Here is a 13,400-nt window from a genome sequence, read left to right as displayed (position 1 = left end):
CGGGGCCGATCGGTCACTCGGCACCGTAAGGATTCGAACCGCGGTGAGCGCACAGCACACGGCCCGGGTGCGCCCCTTCCCACTCGAATGGGCGCATCCGGGCCGTGTGGACCGTGTGAGGATGACGGCTGGAAGCCGGTCAAACAGTGGTCAAGCGATGGTCAAGCGACGGGGCGGTCCGACCGGCGGCCGATCCGTGGTCGGGCCGCCGGTCGTCGTGCCGGTCAGAGCTTGGTCCATGCCTCCGTGAGGACGGTGCGCAGGATGCCCTCGATCTCGTCGAACGTCGACTGGTCGGAGACCAGCGGCGGAGCGAGCTGGACGACCGGGTCGCCGCGGTCGTCGGCCCGGCAGTACAGGCCGTTGTCGTACAGCGCCTTGGAGAGGAAGCCGTACAGGACGCGCTCGGTCTCCTCGTCGGTGAAGGTCTCCTTGGTGGCCTTGTCCTTCACCAGCTCGATGCCGTAGAAGAAGCCGTTGCCGCGGACGTCGCCGACGATCGGCAGGTCGAGCAGCTTCTGCAGCGTCGTGAAGAAGGCGTTCTCGTTGTCCAGGACGTGCTGGTTGAGGCCCTCACGCTCGAAGATGTCGAGGTTGGCGAGGCCGACCGCCGCGGAGACCGGGTGGCCACCGAAGGTGTAGCCGTGCAGGAAGGTGTTGTCACCCTCGTAGAACGGCGCGGCGACGCGGTCCGAGACGATGCAGGCACCGATCGGGGAGTAGCCCGAGGTCATGCCCTTGGCGCAGGTGATCATGTCCGGCACGTAGCCGAACTTGTCGCAGGCGAACATCGTGCCGAGACGGCCGAAGGCGCAGATGACCTCGTCGGAGACGAGCAGCACGTCGTACTTGTCGCAGATCTCGCGGACGCGCTGGAAGTATCCGGGCGGCGGCGGGAAGCAGCCACCGGCGTTCTGCACCGGCTCCAGGAAGACCGCGGCGACGGTGTCCGGGCCCTCGAAGAGGATCTCCTGCTCGATCTGGTCGGCGGCCCAGCGGCCGAAGGCCTCGGGGTCGTCGCCGTGGATCGGGGCGCGGTAGATGTTGGTGTTCGGCACCTTGTGCGCGCCGGGGACCAGCGGCTCGAAGGGGGCCTTCAGGGCCGGCAGGCCGGTGATGGACAGGGCGCCCTGCGGGGTGCCGTGGTAGGCGACCGCACGCGAGATGACCTTGTACTTGGTCGGCTTGCCCTGGAGCTTGAAGTACTGCTTGGCCAGCTTCCAGGCGGTCTCGACGGCCTCGCCGCCACCGGTGGTGAAGAAGACCTTGTTGAGATCGCCCGGGGCGTAGTCGGCGAGGCGCTCGGCCAGCTCGACTGCCTTCGGGTGGGCGTAGGACCACACCGGGAAGAAGGCCAGCTCCTGGGCCTGCTTGTACGCGGCCTCGGCGAGCTCGTGACGGCCGTGACCGGCGTTGACCACGAACAGGCCGGACAGGCCGTCCAGGTAACGCTTGCCCTGGTCGTCGAAGATGTAGGTGCCCTCGCCACGCACGATGGTGGGAACGGGCGCGTTCTCGTAGTCCGACATGCGGGTGAAATGCATCCACAGGTGGTCGTACGCGGTTTGGCTGAGGTCCTTGCTCACGGCTATCGGGTTCCCCACATATAGGTCTGCTTCTTGAGCTTCAGGTACACGAAGCTCTCGGTGGAGCGCACACCGGGGAGGGCCCGGATGCGTTTGTTGATCGTTTCCAGCAGGTGGTCGTCGTCCTCGCAGACGATCTCCACCATCAGGTCGAAGGAGCCCGCGGTCATCACCACGTACTCGCACTCGGCCATGGCCGACAGCGCTTCGGCGACGGGATCGAGGTCTCCCTCGACATTGATGCCGACCATCGCCTGCCGCCGGAACCCCACGGTGAGGGGATCGGTGACGGCGACGATCTGCATCACGCCCTGATCGAGCAGCTTCTGGACCCGCTGTCGCACGGCCGCCTCGGAGAGGCCGACGGCCTTGCCGATCGCGGCGTACGGACGGCGTCCGTCCTCCTGGAGCTGCTCGATGATTGCGAGGGAGACGGCATCGACCGCTGGTGACGATCCGTTCCCGGTCCTGGAGTCTGCGCTGCGACTGGCCACGCATCCACTGTGCACCGGGACTCGTCGGTCTGGCAAGCCCAGATCGATGAAATTCGTTGTTTGAGGGTCCAGATCTAACTGAATCCGAAGTTCGCGGCGGTTGGGCATGTCGAAAGCGACACCCGAGCGACTACCCTGGGCATCTCACCCATTGGACGTGTCGACAGGAGGGGTGGTTGTGACCACCGAGGTGCGCCGTCTGCGCAACTACATCAACGGAGAATTCCGGGACGCCGCTGACGGGCGGACCATCGATGTGATCAACCCGGTGACGGAAGAGGTCTACGCGACCTCGCCGCTCTCCGGGCAGGCCGATGTCGATGCCGCGATGGACGCCGCCGCGGCCGCTTTCCCCGCCTGGCGCGACGCCACGCCCGCCGAGCGCCAGAAGGCCCTGCTGAAGATCGCGGACGCCTTCGAGGAGCGCGCCGAGGACCTCATCGCCGCCGAGTCGGAGAACACGGGCAAGCCGCTCGAACTGACCCGTACCGAAGAGGTCCCGCCGATGGTGGACCAGATCCGCTTCTTCGCGGGTGCGGCCCGGCTGCTCGAAGGCCGCTCGGCCGGCGAGTACATGGAGGGTCTGACCTCCATCATCCGGCGTGAGCCGGTCGGCGTCTGCGCGCAGGTCGCGCCGTGGAACTACCCGATGATGATGGCCGTCTGGAAGTTCGCCCCGGCGCTCGCCGCGGGCAACACCGTCGTCATCAAGCCGTCCGACACCACCCCGGCGTCGACCGTGCTGATCGCCGAGATCATCGGCCAGATCCTGCCCAAGGGCGTCTTCAACGTCATCTGCGGCGACCGGGACACCGGCCGCGCGATGGTCGAGCACCAGACCCCGGCGATGGCCTCCATCACCGGCTCGGTACGGGCCGGCATGCAGGTCGCCGAGTCCGCCTCCAAGGACGTCAAGCGGGTCCACCTGGAGCTCGGCGGCAAGGCCCCGGTCGTCGTGTTCGAGGACACCGACATCGCCAAGGCCGTCGAGGGCATCTCCGTCGCGGGTTACTTCAACGCCGGTCAGGACTGCACGGCCGCGACCCGCGTCCTGGTCCACGAGTCCATCCACGACGAGTTCGTCACCGCGCTCGCCAAGGCCGCCGCCGACACCAAGACGGGGCAGCCGGACGACGAGGACGTGCTCTACGGCCCGCTCAACAACGCCAACCAGCTGAAGCAGGTCAGTGGCTTCATCGAGCGGCTCCCCGCCCACGCCAAGGTCGAGGCGGGCGGCCACCGGGTCGGCGACAAGGGCTACTTCTACGCCCCGACCGTCGTCTCCGGCCTCAAGCAGGACGACGAGATCATCCAGAACGAGGTTTTCGGCCCGGTCATCACCGTCCAGAAGTTCACCGACGAGGCCCAGGCCGTGGAGTACGCCAATGGCGTCGAGTACGCCCTCGCCTCCTCGGTGTGGACCAAGGACCACGCCCGCGCCATGCGGATGTCCAAGAACCTCGACTTCGGCTGCGTGTGGATCAACACCCACATCCCGCTCGTCGCCGAGATGCCGCACGGCGGCTTCAAGAAGTCCGGCTACGGCAAGGACCTCTCCGCGTACGGCTTCGAGGACTACACCCGCATCAAGCACGTCATGACCTCGCTCGACGACTGATATCCCGTCAGCAGGCAGGTAACGGCCCCGGGCACCCGCCCGGGGCCGTTCCCGTTCCCTCGGGGCCGTACCGTCGCGCCCGCATCGACAGGGTGTGCGGACGGAGCGGGTGGCGCTGGACGGTTGGTCCATTGCCCGCGCCGCCGGCCGACCGGCATCCTGCGCAGGTGCGAGCAACCCCGAAGAACCCCATGTCCCGCCGGTCCCTGCTGCGCGCCTTCGGAGCCACGGCCGCCGGTGTCACGCTGGCCGGCTGCGGAGTGCCCGCCGCCTATGTGGAACCCGGTGACCGCGCCGGACGCGACACCTCGGCGAGCGACCACAGCCTGCAGTTCGCGAACTGGCCCCTCTACATCGACACCGACGACGAGGACCAGTCGAAGCGGCCCACCCTCGACGCGTTCGGCAGGCGGACCGGGATCTCCGTCACGTACACCGAGGAGATCAACGACAACGACGAGTTCTTCGGGAAGATCAGCCCGGCGCTGATGAATCACCAGGAGACCGGCCGGGACCTGATCGTCGTCAGCGACTGGATGTCCGCCCGGTTCGTACGGCTGGGCTGGGTGCAGGAGATGGACCGGGCGAAGCAGCCGAACGTCGCCAAGTATCTGGACCCGCAGCTGCGTTCGCCCGCCTTCGACAAGGGCCGGATGCACAGCGTCCCCTGGCAGTCCGGGATCACCGGCATCGCGTACAACCGCAAGAAGCTCGGCCGCGAGATCAAGCACCTGAGTGATCTGTGGGCGGACGACCTGCGCGGCAAGGTGACGCTGTTGTCCGGGTTCGACGAGTCCTTCGGCCTGCTGATGCTGGGCAACGGAGTCGACGTCACCCACTGGCAGCGGGACGACTTCTACCAGGTGTGCGAACAGGTCGAGAAGCTGGTGAAGAAGCGGCACATCCGCCGCTTCACCGGCAACGACTACATCAAGGACCTGTCGACCGGCGATGTGCTCGCCTGCCAGGCCTACTCCGGCGACGTCATCCAGCTCCAGGCCGACAACCCGGAGATCGAGTTCGTGGTCCCCGAGGAGGGGGGCGAGCTCTGGTCGGAATCGCTCATGATCCCCAACCTCGCGCGCCACAAGCGCAACGCGGAGCGGCTCGTCGACTACTACTACGAGCCGGAGGTCGCCGCCGAGCTGGCGGCCTGGGTCAACTACGTCTGCCCCGTCCCGGCCGCCCGCGAGGTGCTGGCCTCCGCCAAGGACAAGGAGACCGCCGAGCTCGCCGAGGACCCGCTGATCTTCCCCGACGACGCGATGCGCAAGCGGCTCGCGACCGCCCGCGACGTCACGTCCGAGGAACGTACCGAGTTCGCGAAGAAGTGGAACGCCATAGTCGGGCTGTGAGCCGTACCAGGGGTGGCGAAAGAGGCCGGTAAACGCGGGCGTACGCTGCGGACATGAGCGAGCGAAGAGCCCTGCTGAGGCGCATACGCGTGTGGTTGGCCGTCTTTATCGTCTGTCTGGTGCTGAGCGGGCTGACAGCCTTTCCGCTCGTCCATGAACTCCACTGGGCCGAGGACCTGCTGAGGTCCTCGGCCTCTCCCGTTCCGGAGCACTTCCCGGCACTGATGGAGTGGATCACCAAGGTCCGCGCCGGCCTCGACGAGGCCGACGCGAAGTACCCCTTCGTGCTGTACGGCACCGACTGGCTGGCCTTCGCGCACCTGGTCATCGCGGTCGCCTTCTACGGCCCCTACCGCGACCCGGTCCGCAACATCTGGGTCATAGAGTTCGGCATGATCGCCTGCGCCGGGATCATCCCGCTCGCGCTGATCTGCGGACCCATCCGAGGTATCCCCTTCTGGTGGTCGGTCATCGACATGTCGTTCGGCGTCTTCGGGGTGATCCCGCTGCTCGTGGTGCGCCGCATGATCAAGCGGCTGGAGGCCCTGGAGGGGGCACCGCGGCCGGAGCCCGCCGCGGCGACCGCTCAGGCTCTCTGAGTCACCCGGCCGACGGGGCGCCGAAGGCGGCCACGACTATGTTCATCGCCGTGGGGTTCATGCCGTCCCCCTTCGCGTCCGTCGAGTTGACGCTGTAGACGAGGGTCCGGGAGAGATCACGGGTGGCCGCGACGACGGTGTTGTAGCCCCAGCGGCCACCTGTCTTGCCCCAGACCTCGCGTCCGCCCAGCCGCATCACCGAGAGACCCGCGCTGTACGCGGCGGGCTTGCCCGTGCCGTACTCACGCACCGAGGCGTCGGGCAGCGTGAACATCTCCTGGAGCAGCGGACCGCGCACCACCCGCCCGCCGAACAGCGCCCGGGTGAAACGCTCCAGGTCAGCGGTGGTCGAGATCAGGTCGCCTGCCGCCCAGGCGTCCGTCGCCCCCCACACCGTCACATCGCGCAGCTCGCCCGTGCCGAAGAGCTGGTAGCCGTGGTTGTGCGGTCCGCGGATCGCCGGGTCGGTGCCGGGGAAGTACGTGTCCTTCAGGTGCAGGGGCTCCAGGACGCGGCGGGAGACCTGCGAGGCGTAGGTGTCGCCCGTGACCCGCTCGATCAGCAGGCCCGCCACGGTGTAGCCGATGTTGGCGTAGTGCTGCTGGGTGCCGGGCACGAAGTCCGGCTCCAGGGAGGTGGCTTCGCGCACGGTCCGCTCCGGGTCGTGCAGGTCGAAGCGGTGCGCGTACCAGTCGTCCAGGTCGCCGCCGGAGCCGACGGACGGGATGCCGCTCGTGTGGTTCAGCAGCTGGCGCACTGTGACGTCCTTGTACGCCGCCGGGATCAGATCCGGCAGATAGCGCCGGACCGGGCGGTCCAGACCGAGCCTGCCCTCCTCGGCCAGCTGAAGCACGACGGCCGCCGTGAAGACCTTGGTCACCGAACCGGCCCGGAAGCGGCCGTCCGGGTCCGCCGGCTGCCCGGAGGCCAGGTCGTGGACGCCGGAGCTGCCCCGCCAGTTGCCCCCGGAGCCCGAGACCCGCACCAGCGCGGCCGTGGCATCGTCCTTCGGGAGGCCGGCGATGGCGGACCGCAGCGCCTCGGCGTCCGGAGCATTTGTGACGGGAGCCCTCTGCGCCCAGTGCCCTGCGGCCGCCGAGGCGCCGGTACCGGCTGCCAGGGCCGGTGAGGCGGGGCCCGCGGCGATGCCGAGGACGAGCGCGGCTGCGAGGGCGGTGCTGGACATGCGGACGTTCATGACGGGTGCCTCCTGGGCGTGGAATCCTCAACTGCTCACGGACTCCATCCTGTTGATCAGCACCCCCGGGCGGATCCCCCGCCCGGGGGTTTGCCCGGGGGAGGCGGGCTCCCCTGCGCGGGGGAGCCGGATGCCGGACCTCCCCCCGGAGAGGGAGACACGGCTGGAGACAGCGTCACGACCGGAGCCGGAGAGGGGGTCACGATTCCGGAGAGGGAGTCACGACACCGCACTCGTATGCGCAGATCACCGCCTGGATCCGGTCACGCAGCCCCAGCTTGGACAGCACATTGCCGACATGGGTCTTCACCGTGTGCTCGCTGACGACCAGCGCCGCCGCGATCTCCGCGTTCGACAGCCCACGGGCCAGGTGCAGCAGCGTCTCGCGCTCCCGGGCGGTCAGTACGTCCAGGCGCGCCGACGGTGCCACGGCCGCGGCCGGCGGGCGCGAGGTGTACTCGGCGATCAGCCGGCGCGCCACCGAAGGAGCCAGCAACGAGTCCCCGGCCGCCACCACCCGTACCGCGTGCACCAGGTCGTCGCGGCGGACGTCCTTGAGCAGGAAACCGCTCGCGCCCGCGTGCAGGGCCTCGTAGACGTACTCGTCGGAGTCGAAGGTGGTCAGCATGACCGTCCGGCAGCCGGTCCCGGCGCTGATGGTGCGGCAGGCCTCGATGCCGTCCGTGCCGGGCATCCGGATGTCGAGCAGCGCCACGTCGGGCGCCAGCCGCCGTACCGCTTCGACCGCCGCCCGGCCGTCGCCCGCCTCGGCCACCACCTCGATGTCCGGCTGCGCGTCCAGGATCATCGCGAAGCCGCTGCGTACCAGCTCCTGGTCGTCGGCCACCACCACACGGATCGTCAACTTCCCACCTCTGTCCCCTGTTTCTTCTCCATCTTCGTCTCCACCCCTGTCTCCGCCTCTGCCCCTGTCCCTGTCCCTGCTTCTGCCCCTGCCTCTGTCGCCGGCCGGGCCCGCGGGATCGTCACCCGGACCCGGAACCCCCGCCCGTCCGGACCGGGGCCGGTACCGGCCGTGCCGCCGTGCGCGGCGGCCCGCTCCCGGATGCCGATCAGCCCCAGCCCCGCGCCTCCCCCGGGGCCCCGTCCGTCGTCGGTGACGGTGAGCGTCAGCGCGTCGCTTCCGTGCTCCAGCCGGACGCCGACCGTGCTCGCGTCCGCGTGCCTGACCACGTTCGTCAGCGCCTCCTGCACGATCCGGTAGACGGTCGCCTCGACCGCCAGGTCCAGTGAGCCGGGGCTGCCCGTGACCTCGTACGAGACTGCCGGACCGCTGCCGCGCACCCGCTCCACGAGCCCCGGCAGTCCGGCCAGCGAGGGCTGCGGCTCCCGCGGCGCGTCCGGCGCGCCCTCGTTCTCGCGCAGTACGCCGAGCATCCGGCGCAGCTGCGCCATCGCGTCCCGGCCCGCCTCCGAGATCGCGTCGAAGGCCGCCTCGGCACGCTCCGGCGCCGTGCGGACCGCCACCGGTCCCGCCTCCGCCTGCACGATCATCAGGCTCACCGCATGGGACAGGATGTCGTGCATCTCCCGGGCGATCCGGGCCCGTTCGCGGGCCGCCGCCTGTTCGGCCTCGATCCGGTGCGTCAGTTCCAGCTGACGGGCCCGGTCCTCCACCGCGCGCAGATAGGCCCTGCGCGTCACCGTGAACCGGCCGAAGGCGTAGGCCGCCGCGAACACGAACAGGGAGAAGAGCAGCTCCCGCATGTCCTCGCCGTCGAGTCCGACCGAGAACAGCACCGCCGCCACCGTGAGCGCCGCGATCCCGATCCGCTTCGGCGGCGAGGAGAGCTCGGCCACCGTGTAGAACGCCACGAGACCGGTGTACGGGAGCGGCTGACCCGGCCCGTCGACGGTGAACGTGTACAGGGCGCCGGCGGCCAGCACCGCGATGAGGACCGCCACCGGCGCCCGGCGGCGGGCCACCAGCGGCAGCACCATCAGGGTGGTCAGCCCGTACGACGTCCACGTCGCCTCCGGCAGCTCCGGGGCGCGCGGCACGACGAACGGCATGGTCATGGCGGCCTGGACCAGAAGAACGATGAGCAGGTCCATGCCGAGGCGGCCGGCCCCCGGGGCGAGTCCCGGCACTCTCGCGGTGATGTCCCGTATGCGCATCGGACCGGCGCCCTCAGGGCTTCCGCGCAACCACGCCGAACTGCGCGACCTGTGCCGCACCGGGCTCGCCGCGCCAGTGCGCGCACGACACGACGCCCGGGTCCACGAGGTCGAGCCCGGTCAGGAACGCGGCGAACTCGGCGCGGGTGCGGGCGGTGATCGGCGGGGTGGCGTTCTCGTTCCAGAACCGCATCGCTGCCTCGTTGCCCTCGCCGCCCAGCTCCAGCGTGGGATGGGTGAGCACCAGATGGCTGCCCGAGGGCAGCGCGTCCATCAGTGTGCGGACGATGCGCCGTGCCTCGTCCGTGTCGAGCACGAAGTTCAGAATGCCCAGGAGCATGACCGCGACCGGCCGCCCCAGGTCGAGCGTCGGCTGCGCCGCCCGCAGGATCCGCTCCGGGTCGCGGGCGTCCGCGTCGACGTACTCGGTCGCGCCCTGCGGCGATCCGGCGAGCAGCGTCCGGGCGAGCGCCAGCACCGTCGGATCGTTGTCGACATACACGACGCGACAGTCGGGCGCGGTGCGCCGGGCGACCTCGTGGGTGTTGCCGGCGCTCGGCAGGCCGGTGCCGATGTCCAGGAACTGCCTGATCCCCGCCTCACCGGCCAGATAGCGGACCGCCCGATCCAGGAACGCCCGGTCGGCGCGCGCCACTTCGCCGATGTTCGGGTACATGGCCGTGACCCGGTCGCCGACCGCGCGGTCCACGGGGTGGTTGTCCGTGCCGCCCAGCCAGTGGTTCCAGACCCGCGCGTTGTGGGCGACGTCGGTACGGATGCGGTCGGGGACGGGGGTGGTGCGGGGATCGGTCATGTCGCTCTCCTCCTGCGCCGGGCCCGCATCACGGACGACGGGGCGGGCCCATGATGCCGGACCGGTCGACGGGAGTGGTTGGGTGCGGCCATGATGCCGGACCGGTCGACGGGAGTGGTTTGGTGCGGCCATGATGCCGGACCGGTCGACGGGAGTGGTTTGGTGCGGCCATGATGCCGGACCGGTCGACAGGCGCGGATCGGCGCGGCCATGAGCCGGACTCCGGCGGGAGCGGCCCGGCGGGCCCGTGCTGCCGGACCGTCAACGAGGGTGTTCCGCAGGGGAGTTGGCGAGGACATCGTGCAGGACGTCGACCCGGTTGGTGGTGATCGAGTCGACGCCGTGCCGGACGAGGCGGCGCATGGTCCGCCTGGTGTCGGCCGTCCAGGCGGAGACCAGCAGCCCGTCCCGGTGCAGCCGCCGGGTCAGTTCCGGGTCCACCAGGCCGAACCGGTAGTTCAGCCAGCGCGGCCGCACCGCGTCGAGCAGCGCGGCGCGCGGCGGCGCGAGACTCGTCCAGGTCAGGGCGATCTCGGCGCTCGGGTCGGCGGCCCGGACCCGGAGCATCGCCCCGGCCCCCGCGCAGTAGTACGCCCGCTCACCGGCACCGCACTCGCGCACGACACCGACGATCCTCGGCACGGAGCCGTCCGTCGAGCCCGGCAGATCGACCATGACGCGATGCGCCCCGGCGGCGAGCAGCGCCTCGCGCAGGGTGGGCACGCCGCCCCGGGTCAGCTCGGTGAGCTCCGCGTGGGTCAGCCGGTCGAGCCGCACATCGTGACCCCACAGCCGCTTCAGTGTGGCGTCGTGCAGCAGGACCGGCACGCCGTCCCGGGTGAGCCGTACATCGATCTCGACCGCGTCCGCCCCTCGTCCGAGCGCTGAGCGGATCGAGGGCACCGTGTTCTCGCGGACACGGTAGGGATCGCCGCGGTGGGCCACGGCGGTGACTGAGGTGACCATGGGGCCATTGTGGCCACCGGGATCACCGGCCCGCGCGCCCCAGCCAGTTGGCCGTGTACGTGTCGATCTCGGCGGCCAGCCTCCGCTTGCCGGCCGCGTCGAGGTACGACGCCTCGACGGCGTTCTTCGCCAGCGACGCGAGACCCCGCTCGTCCAGAGCGAGGAGGCGGGCGGCCACCGCGTACTCGTTGTTGAGGTCGGTGCCGAACATCGGCGGGTCGTCGCTGTTGATGGTGACCAGGACGCCCGCGTCCACCATCTCCCTGACCGGGTGCTGCTCGATGTCCGCCACCGCACGGGTCGCGATGTTCGAGGTCGGGCAGACCTCCAGCGGGATGCGGTGCTCGGCGAGGTGGGCCAGCAGCTTCGGGTCCTGGACGGAGCTGGTGCCGTGGCCGATGCGCTCGGCGCGCAGGTGGATCAGGGCGTCCCAGACGGTCTGCGGGCCGGTGGTCTCCCCGGCATGCGGCACCGAGTGCAGGCCCGCGGCGATCGCCCGGTCGAAGTAGGGCTTGAACTGCGGGCGCTCCACACCGATCTCCGGACCGCCGAGACCGAACGAGACCAGCCCCTCGGGCCGCAGGTCCACGGCGAGCCGGGCGGTCTCCTCGGCCGATTCGAGCCCGGCCTCGCCGGGAATGTCGAAGCACCAGCGCAGCACGACACCCAGCTCGGCCTCGGCGGCCTTGCGGGCGTCCTCTATCGCCTCCATGAACGCCTGCTCCGGAATGCCGCGCCGGGTCGAGGAGAACGGGGTCACCGTGAGTTCCGCGTAACGGATGTTCTGCCGCGCCATGTCGCGGGCGACCTCGAAGGTCAGCAGGCGGACGTCCTCCGGGGTGCGGATCAGGTCCACGACGGAGAGGTACACCTCGATGAAGTGCCCGAAGTCCGTGAAGGTGAAGTAGTCGGCGAGCGCCTCCGGGTCGGTGGGGACCTTGGAGTCGGGGTGGTGCGCGGCCAGCTCGGCGACGATACGCGGAGAGGCGGACCCGACGTGGTGGACATGCAGCTCGGCCTTGGGCAGCCCCGCGATGAAGGGGTGCAGATCGGTCATCGGACTCTCCGGGGCGTGGAACGGTTCGGGTGCCGGGCATGGTTGGCCGGGCAGGGGACGGGGATCATCGTAGGCCGGGCCCATCGGTGCGCGGCGGGGCCGTAGCATGACGGGACCACGATGGGGGAGGCCCATGTCAGACAACACAGAGCAGCCAGAGGGTGGGGCCGCGCCGCGCGATCCGTGGGCTCCGCCGGACAGCAAGGTGCCGCTGGAGAAGCCGGCCGGCGATCCCCGCCCGCCCGCTGTGCACAACCAGCCCACGGTCGCCTCGATGCCGGGCGCCGGGGACGGCCCCGCACCCGCTGATTCGACACCGCCGGGATTCGGTTCGCCGGCGCAGACCGGGCCGGTGCCCGGATTCGGCCCCGGCCCCGGCGAGGTTCCGCCGCCGCCGGTCGGACCGAACGGACCGGGCCAGCCGGTCCCGCCGGTCGCGGGCCAGTACGGCTACCCGGCCGCACCGCCCGTCCCGCAGTACGGCGGCTACCCGGGGTACCCCGGCTACAACCAGGCGCCCTGGGGCGGTCCGCCGCCCTCCAACGGCATGGGTACCGCGGCCATGGTGCTCGGCATCCTGGCCGTCTGCTTGTTCTGCATCTACGGGATACCCAGCCTGGTCCTGGGCGCACTGGCCCTGATCTTCGGCATCCTCGGCCGCAAGCGGGTGCAGCGCGGTGAGGCGACCAACAGCGGTCAGGCGCTCGCCGGGATCATCATGGGGGCCATCGGCATCGTCTTCGGCGTCGCGATCATCAGCTTCTTCATCTGGGTGTTCGTCGCCCACGGTGAAGAATTCGAAGAGAGCACCTACAACGACGACCCGTACTCCACGTCGCTGGTCCTCGAGGTCACCCGCTAGCCGGGCCCGCAGTCAGTCCCGCTCCCGATGGCCCGGCTCCCGCAGCCGGGCCATCGGGCTTTCGGCCGCCGGGCCGCCAGGTGTCCGGCGCGCCTCATGACGCGCGCAGCTCCGCCCGCGCGTCCATCAGCGCGAACCCCAGCAGATTCAGCCCCCGCCAGCTCGCCGGATCCGCCGCCCGCGGGTCGTCCGCCGCCAGGCCTATGCCCCAGATCCGGTCCATCGGGCTCGCCTCGACCAGCACCCGGTCCCCGGTGTTCAGCAGGAACTCCCGCAGCTCCGGATCGCCGCCGAACTTGTGCACACTGCCGGCCACCACCAATCCGTACCGCTCGCGCTCCCATACCGCGTCGTCGAATCCGCGGACCAGCCGGCCCACCTTCTTCGCCATCGCCGGGCTCTTCGCCGCCACCGCCGCGGCCTCCGACTCCGCATCGCCGAACAGCCGCGCCTTGCCGGCCATCATCCAGTGCTCGGCCGACGCGTAGGTCACGCCGTCGACCGTGAAACGCGACGGCCACCACTGACTGAGGCAGCTCGTACCGATCCGGCCGTCGGGCCGGGGGCGGTGCCCCCAGAAGTGCAGGTACTTCACCTTCTCGCCGCGTGCGGCCCGCGAGAGGAGATCGTCCATGTGTTCCATGACATGCGATTCTGGCATTCGCCACTGACACTCCGTACGGGGATTTCTGCACCGACGCGACACATGGTC

Annotated in this window: 13 protein-coding genes; 4 read left to right on the top strand and 9 right to left on the bottom strand. The window is 70.2% G+C overall.

The window, feature by feature from the left end:
* Positions 1 to 224: 224 nt before the first annotated feature.
* Both ACFYY7_RS35395 and ACFYY7_RS35390 read right to left on the bottom strand, forming a co-directional pair.
* Positions 225 to 1,604, bottom strand: a complete 1,380-nt coding sequence (locus ACFYY7_RS35395; protein WP_266729411.1) for an aspartate aminotransferase family protein — start codon at positions 1,602 to 1,604, stop codon at positions 225 to 227.
* Positions 1,589 to 2,080: an Lrp/AsnC family transcriptional regulator gene (locus ACFYY7_RS35390; RefSeq protein WP_176729251.1), complete on the bottom strand. Its 492-nt coding sequence runs from the start codon at positions 2,078 to 2,080 to the stop codon at positions 1,589 to 1,591. The genes ACFYY7_RS35395 and ACFYY7_RS35390 overlap by 16 nt, the downstream gene beginning before the upstream one ends.
* Positions 2,081 to 2,258: 178 nt before the next feature.
* On the opposite strand from ACFYY7_RS35390, the gene ACFYY7_RS35385 reads away from it, so the two are divergent.
* From ACFYY7_RS35385 to ACFYY7_RS35375, 3 genes are all read left to right on the top strand, one after another.
* A complete protein-coding gene (locus ACFYY7_RS35385) occupies positions 2,259 to 3,698 on the top strand; it encodes a gamma-aminobutyraldehyde dehydrogenase (protein ID WP_388667908.1) in 1,440 nt (479 codons plus the stop codon).
* Between the two features lie 191 nt (positions 3,699 to 3,889).
* Entirely contained in the window at positions 3,890 to 5,053 is a 1,164-nt protein-coding gene (locus tag ACFYY7_RS35380) for a PotD/PotF family extracellular solute-binding protein (protein ID WP_388667992.1), read from the top strand.
* A 53-nt stretch (positions 5,054 to 5,106) separates the two neighbouring features.
* Positions 5,107 to 5,652 (top strand): hypothetical protein, encoded by a 546-nt coding sequence (locus ACFYY7_RS35375; protein WP_388667907.1) that lies wholly within the window; start codon positions 5,107 to 5,109, stop codon positions 5,650 to 5,652.
* Position 5,653: 1 nt separating this feature from the next.
* Here the strand turns inward: ACFYY7_RS35375 and ACFYY7_RS35370 are convergent, their stop codons facing one another.
* From ACFYY7_RS35370 to ACFYY7_RS35345, 6 genes are all read right to left on the bottom strand, one after another.
* On the bottom strand, positions 5,654 to 6,850 hold the full coding sequence (locus ACFYY7_RS35370; RefSeq protein ID WP_388667906.1) for a serine hydrolase domain-containing protein: 1,197 nt from the start codon (positions 6,848 to 6,850) through the stop codon (positions 5,654 to 5,656).
* Positions 6,851 to 7,049: 199 nt separating this feature from the next.
* Positions 7,050 to 7,715 carry a response regulator gene (locus ACFYY7_RS35365; protein WP_383721876.1) on the bottom strand — a complete coding sequence of 222 codons (666 nt, stop codon included), beginning with the start codon at positions 7,713 to 7,715 and terminating at the stop codon, positions 7,050 to 7,052.
* A complete protein-coding gene (locus ACFYY7_RS35360) occupies positions 7,712 to 8,926 on the bottom strand; it encodes a sensor histidine kinase (RefSeq protein ID WP_388667991.1) in 1,215 nt (404 codons plus the stop codon). Before ACFYY7_RS35360 ends, ACFYY7_RS35365 begins: the two co-directional genes overlap by 4 nt.
* 76 nt (positions 8,927 to 9,002) lie before the next feature.
* A complete protein-coding gene (locus ACFYY7_RS35355) occupies positions 9,003 to 9,803 on the bottom strand; it encodes an SAM-dependent methyltransferase (protein WP_388667905.1) in 801 nt (266 codons plus the stop codon).
* A 261-nt stretch (positions 9,804 to 10,064) separates the two neighbouring features.
* Positions 10,065 to 10,769: a glycerophosphodiester phosphodiesterase gene (locus ACFYY7_RS35350; RefSeq protein ID WP_388667904.1), complete on the bottom strand. Its 705-nt coding sequence runs from the start codon at positions 10,767 to 10,769 to the stop codon at positions 10,065 to 10,067.
* Between the two features lie 22 nt (positions 10,770 to 10,791).
* Positions 10,792 to 11,910 (bottom strand): adenosine deaminase, encoded by a 1,119-nt coding sequence (locus ACFYY7_RS35345; protein WP_388667990.1) that lies wholly within the window; start codon positions 11,908 to 11,910, stop codon positions 10,792 to 10,794.
* 49 nt (positions 11,911 to 11,959) lie between these two features.
* On the opposite strand from ACFYY7_RS35345, the gene ACFYY7_RS35340 reads away from it, so the two are divergent.
* Positions 11,960 to 12,688, top strand: a complete 729-nt coding sequence (locus tag ACFYY7_RS35340) for a DUF4190 domain-containing protein (RefSeq protein ID WP_388667903.1) — start codon at positions 11,960 to 11,962, stop codon at positions 12,686 to 12,688.
* A 94-nt stretch (positions 12,689 to 12,782) separates the two neighbouring features.
* On the opposite strand, the gene ACFYY7_RS35335 is transcribed toward ACFYY7_RS35340, so the two are convergent.
* A complete protein-coding gene (locus ACFYY7_RS35335) occupies positions 12,783 to 13,322 on the bottom strand; it encodes an NADAR family protein (protein WP_383722008.1) in 540 nt (179 codons plus the stop codon).
* Between the last annotated feature and the right edge of the window lie 78 nt (positions 13,323 to 13,400).

This window comes from Streptomyces sp. NPDC001933 (assembly GCF_042890955.1).
In the GTDB taxonomy this organism is placed as follows: Bacteria; Actinomycetota; Actinomycetes; order Streptomycetales; family Streptomycetaceae; genus Streptomyces.
The sequence above is the reverse complement of the archived record's forward strand: the minus strand, read 5'-3'. Positions and strand labels throughout refer to the sequence as shown.

Coding starts and splice junctions, on each gene's coding strand:
- ACFYY7_RS35340 (WP_388667903.1), top strand. CDS start 11,960: ATGTCAGACAACACAGAGCAGCCAGAGGGTGGGGCCGCGCCGCGCGAT.
- ACFYY7_RS35335 (WP_383722008.1), bottom strand. CDS start 13,322: ATGGACGATCTCCTCTCGCGGGCCGCACGCGGCGAGAAGGTGAAGTAC.
- ACFYY7_RS35380 (WP_388667992.1), top strand. CDS start 3,890: ATGTCCCGCCGGTCCCTGCTGCGCGCCTTCGGAGCCACGGCCGCCGGT.
- ACFYY7_RS35345 (WP_388667990.1), bottom strand. CDS start 11,910: ATGGGCCCGGCCTACGATGATCCCCGTCCCCTGCCCGGCCAACCATGC.
- ACFYY7_RS35355 (WP_388667905.1), bottom strand. CDS start 9,803: ATGACCGATCCCCGCACCACCCCCGTCCCCGACCGCATCCGTACCGAC.
- ACFYY7_RS35375 (WP_388667907.1), top strand. CDS start 5,107: ATGAGCGAGCGAAGAGCCCTGCTGAGGCGCATACGCGTGTGGTTGGCC.
- ACFYY7_RS35360 (WP_388667991.1), bottom strand. CDS start 8,926: ATGGACCTGCTCATCGTTCTTCTGGTCCAGGCCGCCATGACCATGCCG.
- ACFYY7_RS35350 (WP_388667904.1), bottom strand. CDS start 10,769: ATGGTCACCTCAGTCACCGCCGTGGCCCACCGCGGCGATCCCTACCGT.
- ACFYY7_RS35370 (WP_388667906.1), bottom strand. CDS start 6,850: ATGAACGTCCGCATGTCCAGCACCGCCCTCGCAGCCGCGCTCGTCCTC.